This is a genomic window from Arthrobacter sp. H41 (assembly GCF_000520535.1).
Taxonomy (GTDB): Bacteria; Actinomycetota; Actinomycetes; order Actinomycetales; family Micrococcaceae; genus Arthrobacter_D.
The window spans coordinates 1-9,888 of record NZ_AZRZ01000413.1 but is presented as its reverse complement, the minus strand read 5'-3'; the positions used below and the strand labels follow the sequence as shown (position 1 = coordinate 9,888).

Below are 9,888 nucleotides of genomic sequence, written 5' to 3'. Positions count from 1 at the left end.
GGACCATGGCCGGTCTCACCTCGACGCAGTGCGGCGTCCCGCTGAAGGGCATCGGCTCCGCCGCGGGCAGCAGCGCCGAGGACGAGCCCGGCGACGCCGTCGACACCTACCTGGGAGGGATCACCTGCCTGGGTGATGTCCTGGACGAGCACGGCTACACCAACGTCTTCCTGGGCGGTGCCAACGCCTCCTTCGCAGCGAAGGACACCTTCCTGAGCAGCCACGGCTACTCCGAGCAGAAGGGTCTTTCCGACTGGCGCGCCGCCGACGAACCGGAGAAGAACTTCCGCAGCGACTGGGGCCTGAGCGACGAACGCCTCATGGCGCATGCCAGGGACGAGATCGACGCACTGCATGCCGAGGCTGAGAAGACTGGTCAGCCCTTCAACCTCTCCGTGCTGACGCTGGACACGCACGAGCCGGTGCACGTCTACGACTACTGCAATGTGGATACGCAGGACGTGGTCACCTCCGTGTTCTCCTGCTCCATGACCCAGGTGGCCGGATTCGTGGACTATATGAAGGAGAAGGGCTACCTCGACGACACCGCCGTGGTGATCATGGGTGACCACCTCAAGCACATGAGCGCCGGCGACGCTTTCCACGAGCAGCTGGACGACAACCCCAACCGCACCATCTTCAACCGCATCTGGATTCCGGGCGAGGACAAGAGCAAGCTGCGCCCCCGCGTGGACCAGCTGAACATGTACCCCACGATCCTTGAAGCCGCCGGCCTGACCCTGAAGGATCATGAGGCCGGGCTGGGCGTATCCGCCTTCGCCTCGAAGATCCCGGAAAATTCAGCGCAGGCAATGGAGCCGGGCGCCTATACCGAGCTGTTGGACTCGCTTTCCCCGCGGTTCTACGCGGAGGCCTGGGCCGGCGAGGACGCCTCCCAGTAGCGCTGTCCGTTCCGTCCGCCGCCGACCTGGGTCTGGTGACATTCCTCAAACTCGGAGTACGCCCTGCGGTTGCGTTCTTCTTCGGTCGTTTCGTCTTCGGCATGGAAGACGTTCCCTTGCTCGCGGTCACGCTCTTTGGAGTGCTGCCGACAGCACAGAACGTGCTGATCCCGGCGATTCGCTACGATCGCGGGTGGGGTATCGCGCGGCAGTCGGCCCTTGTGACGACGGCGCTGTCGATCCTGCTAATGATCGCGATCGTGACGTTGGTGGAGTTCCGGGTTTGTAGCGACAGGGGTGCCGGGATTATCCGGCATCCCTGTCCAAGGATCGTGTTACCCGACGGTCAGGCGTCCTTCAACCTGTGGGTCCACGGGTGAGTTGGTCTCGAGGTAGCGCACCACGGTGTCGACGAGGTTGATGCCCGTGTCCACAGTGTTCGCTCCCTGGCTCAGTGTCGTGAACTCGTCGCCACCGGTGGCCATGAAGTTGTTTGTGGCTACCCGATAGGACGTGGCAGGGTCAAGTGGCGTTCCGTCCGGCAGCGTCACGGATGTGACGCGGGCTCCGAACGGGGCTGCGGGGTTGTACGCCCACTTCAGACCGGATACCTGGGCGGTGCCGTACTGGCTGTTGGCGCCTTCCTCCAGGACCTGGCGCACCTGTGCACCGGTGAGACTCATGGTCACCAGTGTGTTGTTGAAGGGCAGGACTCCGTAGACCTCGGCGAGGGTGATGGGCCCTTCGTCAATGTCCGAGCGCAGTCCGCCCGCATTGGTGACCGCGAAATCCACACCATCAAGGTGGTTACGCATGGCGTCGGTGACGAAGTTGCCCATCTCGGATTCCCCAGCACGGCTCGCGCCACGCTGGATCGACGTCGTCGCTGCGCCCACGGTCTGGCCAAGCTCCGCACCCAATTGTGCCTGGTAGCCGTCGACAATGGCCTGTACATCTGAATCGGCCTCAATCTCATCGACGAAGGTGGCATCCAGTTCGGTGGCGACGTTGACGACATCCTTGCTGGCGCGGTCAACGGTCAACGTGACGTCCGCATAGCCTCGGGTATTGCCGAAGGGCTGCACGACCGGGATGCCGTTAATGGTGGTGTTGAACTCAAGAGGGATGTGGCCCGACAGTACGAGGTCGACCTCATTGGAGAGCTGGTTGACGATGTCTACCAGCGGCCCTTCGGTGGGAGACTCCAGGCCCTGGTGGGCGCTGACGATGATGGTTTCGACCTTACGATCCCGCAGTTCCTCCACCGCAGCGTTGACGGCGTCGGCAGTTGCAGCCACATCGAGGAAAGTGAGCCCCTCGGTAGCCGCCGGCAGGGTGACGTTCTTGGTGTCAGGATTCGCGATGCCGATGATCCCGACCTTCACGCCCTTCAGGTTTTCAATAATGTACGGCTCGACGCCGTCGGGCGCCTTACCAGTCCCGTCGTCGATGATGTTCGCGGCCAGGAAGGGGAAGTCCGCCTGATCAACCCGCTCCGCGAAAGCGTCCTGGCCCCAGTCGAATTCGTGGTTTCCCACCGCTGCAGCGTCCACGCCGATCTCGTTGTAGACATCAACCGTTGAGGCACCCTCGAAGTAGGAGGAGATGACGGGGCCCTGCATGAAGTCGCCGGAATCCAGGATCAGGGTCCGCGGGTTCTCGGCCTCCTCCTGCGCAAGGTAGGCCGCGAGGGTCGCAGCTCCCCCGGCAGGACGACCGTCACGCTTCAGCGGGGTGAGCTGGCCGTGGGTCTCATTCAGGCCGAGGATCTGCACATCGACGGTGCGCTGCGACTTTGACTCCGACTTGGCCGGCTCCGGGGACTGAGACGCTGTCGGGGCCGGGGACGGCAAGTCCTCCTGCGGGTCGTGGGCTGAGGCTGCGCCAGGGGCGGTGAACATCAGCGCTGCAACAGTAGCGGCTGTGGTCCCGCGGGCGGCTGAACGCCACGTAGCTGGCTTTTTCATGTCGCATCTCCTTGAGCGTTGTGGTAGACGACGACGGCATAATATCACCGGCAACGGAAGCGAAGGTAAACCACCGGCCGACGCCAAGAACGCATTGATTGCTGGTAACACTCCTTCTGACGGCGCTGTCAATCCTGCCCCTCGGCCTTTATCCACGGCACTGAAACGCTGGCCCGGACGCTTCGCTCACGAGTGTGGGAAGCCACCGGTGGACACAACCCAGCAGCCCGGGCTACAGCCGCTGATCCCGTGATTCTCGACATTAATGCCATGGCTCCGGAGAGATCCTGGCCTGCCTGCTGCGCCCGGGTAACGTCCACATCAACGACCTCGGAACCGAAGAGAATTTCAAGGATGACCGCGCCTACGGCAGCGCCAAGGTCGATCAGATCCTCTTCACCAAGACCCTCCACGCCAAGTACCACTCCAGGGCCTCAACGCCGTCGCGTTCTACCCCGGTAATTTGGCCTCGAAGTTCGGTGGTGTCTCCTCCTAAGCGGGCGCGTACAAGAACCCGCTCATCAAGACCGTGTTCATGCAGAAGCCTCAAAAGGGCGCCGGCGTCCTGCTGCGTTTCATCAGCGACCGGCTCGGCATCGACTGGACCTCGGGCAGTTATTACCACCTGACCAAGCAACCCAAGCCGAAGCAGGAGCATGCCCAGACGAAAAACCTGAATCTCGAAAAGCAGATCTGGGACCGCAGCGCCAAACTCGTTGGCACCACCTCATAGCCCGACCGGAGCCAAACGCGGCCAGACACGGCGCAGCAGCCCGATCGACGCGATCCGCACCTCGTCAGCGAACGACCATTTGTAAGACACAGCTGTTGCTGCCCGTCCGACTCGGCGCTCCGTGTCTCATGAGGCGTGTCTGCAAACTGTGTAAACCGAACAACGTTGGTGATACGACCCCGTCACGGTTGCGACTGCTGACACAACCGAGAATGGCCGCTCAGGGCTGCATTCAAGCATCCTCCACCGCTCCACATTTTTCGGGATCGACCGTCAACAAGAATTTGTCATCTTCAAACGTTGGCTGCACGGATGGTCTGTACTGGTCTGTACGAGGAGTGTGTCGAGTGGTTTGGGGTTGGATGTGGTTAATCGCTGAGAGTTCCGAGGCGTTCCTGATATTCGTCGGTGGTCAGGTCACCGCGGGCGTATCGTTCGCGGAGTATCTCCCGGGCACGGTTCTGGTTCCCTTCAGTTCCTGCGTCGGTGTGGGTGTGTGTTTCGGGTCGGGAACGGGTATGACGCAGCCAGACGACTAGCGCCCAGATTCCCAGGATGATGAGAGCCAGTACCGCCAGCATCATCAGCATCCCGAAAACCATCATTCCGCCGCCGAATCCCATCATTCCGTCGCCCATCATTCCGCCGAATCCGGTGGTTCCGTCATGTAGATCGTTGGTAAACATTCGGTTGCTCCTTCACCTTAGATTTTGCCCGGTTCCTCCGTTCCGTGGAGGTGCCCATCGTGGACTGGGGCTGGGTGGTATTTCCGCGGGTACCCAGTAGGTATTGCACGGTCCCCTCTGTGCTGGTCATCGTTGTTCAGCTTCTGGTTACTCCTGAAAGGGTTGCAGCTGACCGGTCAGGCGTGAAGAACCAGCACTGTCGGGTTTGGTTTGTTCTTTCTCCATATTCGTGCCGCGAGGCAGGTGAGGGTGAAGAACATAATGAGGGCCAGGCCGAGGAAGTTGAGGTTGATGGTGGTGATGGCGCGGAGGATGCCGGTGGGGCTCGTTGAGAGGTCGGCCAGGACGGTGAGTAGCCCTGTTCCTCCGATGAGGAAGGCAACACCGATGGACACTGCGGTGACGACGAGGTTGTAGGTCACTTTCCTGCGTGAATCGGCGGATGCCCAGTGGTAGAGGCGGCTCATCAGGATCCCGTCGGCACTGTCGAAGAGTGTCATTCCTGCGGTGAAGAGGATGGGTAGGACCATCACCGTGTACCAGGGCAGGCCTGGGGCGAGGGTCCCGGTGAGGACGAAGAGGCTGATGGATGCTGCGGTGTCCAGTCCGAGCCCGAAGAGGAACCCGATCGGGTACATTTTCGTGGGCCGGTCGACGAGTCGGGACAGCGGCCGCAGTAACCGGTGGAGGACACCGCGGTGATCGAGGTGGTGCTGGAGATCGGCTTCATTGAGGGGGCCGGTGTGCAGGGTGCGGCGGATCCGGTGGAGGTTCAGCAGCGCTGGCAGGTTCAGGGCTCCGACAGCGAGGAGGAACAGGCCCGAGATGGTGGCGCCCCAGGTTCCTGCGGCGGAGCGGAGGTCGGAGTTTTCATCCGACAGACCGCCAGTGAACGTTTCCAGCCCCATTGCGAGCAGCAGCACGGAGATCATCACGACGCTGGAGTGACCCAGCGCGAACCAGAACCCTGTGGAGGTTGTCGGCCGGCCCGCGGTGAGCAGTTTTCGGGTGGCGTTGTCGATCGCGGTGATGTGGTCGGCATCGAAGGCGTGCCGGATGCCCAGTGCGTAGGCGCTGATCGCGAGGGCGAGAAGTGCCGCGGTGTTGCCGCCGTGCTGGTCCTGTGCGGGCAGGACCAGCACCAGCAGCGCACCCCAGCCTCCAAGATGCAACCCGGCCACCGCGGCCCCGACGGTGAGCAGGCTCCGGTGTTCGGTAGAACGCAGTTGGTCCGGTCCGGTGGTTCCCACGCTGGTTCCTTTCACGGTCGCTGTCTTTGATAGGGCTGGGGCGGACAGGGGTGCGTCCTGTCCACCCCACATCTGGTGGAGAGGGATTTTTGAGCGGGTCAGGATTCCAGCGGAACGCCTGCTTTTTCGGCGTGACCGAACATCGCATCGATGTGGACGACGTCCTTACCGGCGCGTTGCAGCAGGCTGGCGCCGACCCCGGAGCGGTAGCCGGAGCCGCAGTGGATCCAGAGCTTTCCTGCAGGGACCTCGTCCATGCGGGTGAGCAGTTCGTGCAGCGGGATGTTCACGGCTCCGGGGATGCGGGAGGAGGCGTATTCATCGGTGCGCCGGACATCCAGGATGATCTCGTTGTCGGGACGCTCACTGAGCATTTCCTCCCATCCGAGACGCGGGTAGGAGACCGCGGCGGTTTCGGGGGCGAGTTTGTGTGGGTCTGTGCCCAGGGCTGCGTCGGGGGAATCGATGCCGATGCGGGAGAGGTCGCGGATGGCGTTTTCGACGTCGTCGTGTTCTCCGACGAGGGTGAGTTTCTTGTCCCAGGGCAGTACCCAGCCCAGGAAGGTGGTGAAGCTGGATCCGTCGCCGTATTCGAAGCTCACCGATCCCTGCAGGTGGTTGCTGGCGTAGGCCACCCGGTTGCGCAGATCCACCACCCACTCGCCGTCCTCAAGGCGGCGGGAAAGTTCGTCGGGTTCCAACGAGTTCGGGACGGACAGATCAGCGGGCCCGGGGCCCTGCGTGTTGGCGGGTCCCATGTGGGCGTAGTACGAGGGGTATGCGGTGAGGTTCGCGATCAGTTCGCGCACGAAGTGCTCAACGTCCGGATCGGTCAGTGCATGATTCGTGGACAGCTGCTCACCGAGCGTGGATTCTCCGGCGCCGGTGGCCGGGCCTGAGGAACAGAATGATCCGAAGCCGTGCGTGGGATAGAGGGCAGCGTCATGGGCGGCTTCCTCGACGAGGCGGCGGACGGAGGCGTACTGGTCGTGGGTGAGCTGGATGGTGTCATCGGCGCTGACCAGGTCGGTGCGGCCCACGGACCCGTAGAGGAGACTGCCGCCGGAGAACACAGCCTGCTCGCCGTTCTCGGAGGTGGTGATGTAGGACAGGTGGGTGTGGGTATGGCCGGGGGTCGCCACGGCCTTGAGGAGGAAACCTCCGATTTGGATGGTTTCACCGTCGCTGATCGGGGTGCGCTCATAGGTCACTGGATCGGCGGTGTTCACCAAATACACGGCGCCGAGCTGGTGGGCGAAGGCCAGGCCGCCGGTGACATAGTCGTTGTGGATGTGGGTTTCGGCGATGTGCGTGATCCGCACCCCCGCCTCAGCCGCGGTCTTCTCCACCCGGTCGGTGTCCCGTTGCGGATCGATGACCAGTGCCACCTCACCGTCGTGAATCAGGTAGCTGCGGTCCCCGAGCTGGGGGGTCTCGATGATGATGACGTCCATGGTTCTCTCCTTGGTGTGATGATCGATCAGGTGCAGTGGTCGGAAATCGAAGTCCCGGGCGGGTTCAGGTGGTGGGCAGGCCGGCGCGCTGCCAGGCGATCATGCCGCCGGTCATGGTGGACGCGGTGAATCCGGCTTGGTTCAGTGCCTCCGCGGCGGTGCCGCTGCGGTTGCCGCTGCGGCACACCGCGATCACCGGGACGGCGGGGTCCAGTTCGTTCAACCGGGCGTGCAGTTCGTCCATGGGGATGTGCAGGGCGCCGGGGATCATTCCCTCGGCCACCTCGACGCTTTCGCGGACGTCGAGGATCTGGTCGGCGCCGCGTCGGGTGTTGGTTTCTGCAACGGTGATTTCAGGCATCGGGTTCTCCTTCACAGTGGTCTTTCGTGGTTGTCATGCATTGGATATGAGATGTTGCGCGGCTAGGGGTATCAGGCGGCGAGGAGGCTGGGGATGGTGGTGATCAGGACTAAGGCGGCGACGACGAAGACCAGGAGGGCGAATGTGGTGCGCACGTGTTGGTCCTTGAGCTTGCCGGCGAATCGTCCGGCTACCAGGGATCCGAGGATGGCGGGGATGGCGAAGGACAGCACGATCGGCCAGTTGATGGTGAATCCGCTGAGGTGGGCGCTGAATCCTGCCGCTGAGTTGATGACGATGATGGCAAGGGATGTGCCGACGGCCTGTTTCATGCGGAGCCCTAGGAGCAGGGTCAGGGCGGGAGTGATGAGAAATCCGCCGCCGACGCCAAGGAGTCCGGTGAGGAAACCCACGATCAGCCCGACGATGACCGCTTTGGGGGCACAGGCACGCCACACCGTGTTCCCGGTAGTGCAGGAGCCACCGGTTTCGCGGGTGGACCCCAGCATGCGGATGCCGGCGATTATCATGATGATCGCGAAGGCGAGCATCAGCACTTCAGGATTCAGGAACCGCCCCACGGCCGCACCGGCCCACGCGGCGGGGATACCGGCTGCGCCGACGATCAACGCGACCGGCCACTGAATGCTTCCCCGCAACCGGGGGATGAGCGCCGCCAGTGAGGAAGCGCCGACCACCAGCAACGAAGTGGGGATAGCCTCCGCGGTGCTCAGGCCCACCCCGTAGACCAGGGCAGGGACGGCAATGATCGATCCTCCGCCCCCGACCAGGCCCAGCACGATCCCGACGACGAGCCCCAGGATCAGCGCCGCAATCACGACGCCTGTAACTTCCCAGCGGAAGCATTCCGGGTTGGCAGCTGCAGGATGGCCGCTTCGCGGGTGGGTTCCTCGGCAACCTTGTTCCACGGCATGGCCGAGAGTGCTTTGCCCATCGCGCAGGTATTGGTCGCCGCCGAGAACGTCAGGCCGGTGCCGATAGCGCCGGCCAGCAGGCGGATCCTGGGGGACACGAACCTGCCACCGGTCAGACCGAGGACGACGGCGGAGCCTGCCACGAGGCGGACCTGGCGTTCCAGGTCCCAGCGGGCCCGCCCGCGGACGACGTCACCGCCGGCGGCAACGAAACCGGGTGCCCCGCCGGTGAGGACATAGGCCGTGTCGATGCCGGCTCCCGCCAGGCGCTGGCGGGCCTGTTCGGCCCGCACGCCAGACTGGCAGACCAGGACGACGCGGCTACTCAGGCGTGCGGCGAGTTCGTCAGTGTGCTCCGAGAGCAGCGGCAGCGGCACGTTGTAGGAACCACGGATATGCATCGTCTCGAACTCCGCGGCGGAGCGAACATCGAGAACGGTCAGGTCTTCATGCTGGGTCATCCAGGACCGCAGTTCCTCGGGATCAAGGGAAGCGACGGCAGGTGCAGACGGAAAGGGGGACGTCATGGGTGTCCTTTCAAGACAGACGCGGGAGATCCAACGACAAAAACCGAGTCTGCCATATACCCCTGGGGGTACGCAAACACACCCCTGGGGGTATACTGGGATGACCGTTTATCTATTGGGAGACTTGGCATGAAACTCGATTCAACAGAACTGACCCCCGTGATCAACCGGCTCAAGCGCGCCCAGGGGCAGCTGGCCGCCGTGACCCGCATGCTCGAGGAAGGACGCGACTGCAAGGACATCGTCACCCAGCTCGCCGCCGTCTCCAAAGCGCTCGACCGGGCAGGATTCGCCATCATCGCCACAGGACTCGAGCAATGCATCGCCCGTGAAGACACCACCATGGACAAGAAAGAGCTCGAGAAACTCTTCCTCTCCCTGGCCTGATCCGCCAGCTTGAAAGCCCTGCAGCAGAACCCAACTGAAGGAGTACTCGCATGTCATACACCCATACCGTCGTCCTACCCCTGGCACACGATGAGGCCGTGGAGCAGACCCGCGCCGCCCTCGCCGCGCAGGGCTTTGGAATCCTCTCCGAAATCGATGTTCGCGCCACCTTCGAAACGAAACTCGGGGTAGAGGCGGCTCAGGAGTTGGGCGACTACCTCATCCTCGGGGCCTGCAACCCGCAACTGGCGAGCCGGGCTCTCGCCGCAGAACCGGGTCTGGGCGCACTATTGCCGTGCAACGTCGTTGTCCGCCGGGCGAAAGATGCAACCGAAACCACCATCGAGGCCATCGACCCGCAAACCATGGTCCAACTCACGAACACCCAGGCGGTGCGCGAAGTCGCCGACGACGCAGACACCCGCCTCAAAGCAGCACTCAAAGCCCTCACCGCAATCTGAGTCTCACCGAACAGCAGAACACCCGATGGGCTCCGTCAGGACCGATGAGCGTCCGATAAGCCGATGGTTGAGCGCGACGGGTAGAGCTGCAAATTTTTACGTACGGCCGTATTACGGCATCTCACTGAGTTCAAATATTTTTTGGTGGCGGAAGTTTATGTTCCGGTTCCCGGGTTGGGGTTTTCGGTGGTTTCCAGTCGGGATGCTGTTTTTAGTCGGTTCTCA

General features: G+C 62.9%; 12 protein-coding genes. 5 read left to right on the top strand and 7 right to left on the bottom strand.

The window, feature by feature from the left end; translation table 11 throughout:
• Together Y705_RS16205 and Y705_RS0100385 are read left to right on the top strand one after the other, a co-directional pair.
• A partial coding sequence (locus tag Y705_RS16205) for an LTA synthase family protein (protein WP_155849820.1) occupies positions 1-902 on the top strand: 902 nt, incomplete at its 5' end.
• 35 nt (positions 903-937) lie between these two features.
• Positions 938-1,282, top strand: a complete 345-nt coding sequence (locus tag Y705_RS0100385) for an AEC family transporter (RefSeq protein WP_155849819.1) — start codon at positions 938-940, stop codon at positions 1,280-1,282.
• Here Y705_RS0100385 and Y705_RS0100380 read toward each other — a convergent pair.
• Positions 1,238-2,869, bottom strand: coding sequence for a bifunctional metallophosphatase/5'-nucleotidase (locus Y705_RS0100380; RefSeq protein WP_026531438.1), 1,632 nt, complete (start codon positions 2,867-2,869; stop codon positions 1,238-1,240). The genes Y705_RS0100385 and Y705_RS0100380 overlap by 45 nt on opposite strands.
• A 535-nt stretch (positions 2,870-3,404) precedes the next feature.
• On the opposite strand from Y705_RS0100380, the gene Y705_RS0100370 reads away from it, so the two are divergent.
• A complete protein-coding gene (locus Y705_RS0100370; protein WP_155849818.1) occupies positions 3,405-3,602 on the top strand; it encodes a hypothetical protein in 198 nt (65 codons plus the stop codon).
• A 368-nt stretch (positions 3,603-3,970) separates the two neighbouring features.
• Here Y705_RS0100370 and Y705_RS0100365 read toward each other — a convergent pair whose 3' ends face one another.
• From Y705_RS0100365 to Y705_RS0100340, 6 genes are all read right to left on the bottom strand, one after another.
• Positions 3,971-4,288 (bottom strand): SHOCT domain-containing protein, encoded by a 318-nt coding sequence (locus Y705_RS0100365; RefSeq protein ID WP_049822025.1) that lies wholly within the window; start codon positions 4,286-4,288, stop codon positions 3,971-3,973.
• 176 nt (positions 4,289-4,464) lie between these two features.
• On the bottom strand, positions 4,465-5,553 hold the full coding sequence (locus Y705_RS16200; RefSeq protein WP_216698681.1) for a HoxN/HupN/NixA family nickel/cobalt transporter: 1,089 nt from the start codon (positions 5,551-5,553) through the stop codon (positions 4,465-4,467).
• 83 nt (positions 5,554-5,636) lie between these two features.
• Positions 5,637-6,992 carry an MBL fold metallo-hydrolase gene (locus Y705_RS0100355; protein ID WP_026531434.1) on the bottom strand — a complete coding sequence of 452 codons (1,356 nt, stop codon included), beginning with the start codon at positions 6,990-6,992 and terminating at the stop codon, positions 5,637-5,639.
• 64 nt (positions 6,993-7,056) lie between these two features.
• Entirely contained in the window at positions 7,057-7,353 is a 297-nt protein-coding gene (locus tag Y705_RS0100350) for a rhodanese-like domain-containing protein (protein WP_026531433.1), read from the bottom strand.
• A 71-nt stretch (positions 7,354-7,424) separates the two neighbouring features.
• Positions 7,425-8,192: a sulfite exporter TauE/SafE family protein gene (locus Y705_RS0100345; RefSeq protein WP_026531432.1), complete on the bottom strand. Its 768-nt coding sequence runs from the start codon at positions 8,190-8,192 to the stop codon at positions 7,425-7,427.
• Entirely contained in the window at positions 8,189-8,815 is a 627-nt protein-coding gene (locus tag Y705_RS0100340; protein ID WP_026531431.1) for a rhodanese-like domain-containing protein, read from the bottom strand. The genes Y705_RS0100345 and Y705_RS0100340 overlap by 4 nt, the downstream gene beginning before the upstream one ends.
• Before the next feature lie 129 nt (positions 8,816-8,944).
• Here Y705_RS0100340 and Y705_RS0100335 point away from each other — a divergent pair, with 129 nt between their 5' ends.
• On the top strand, positions 8,945-9,202 hold the full coding sequence (locus Y705_RS0100335) for a metal-sensitive transcriptional regulator (protein WP_026531430.1): 258 nt from the start codon (positions 8,945-8,947) through the stop codon (positions 9,200-9,202).
• A gap of 50 nt (positions 9,203-9,252) precedes the next feature.
• Positions 9,253-9,663, top strand: a complete 411-nt coding sequence (locus Y705_RS0100330) for a DUF302 domain-containing protein (RefSeq protein WP_026531429.1) — start codon at positions 9,253-9,255, stop codon at positions 9,661-9,663.
• The last annotated feature ends 225 nt before the right edge of the window (positions 9,664-9,888 follow it).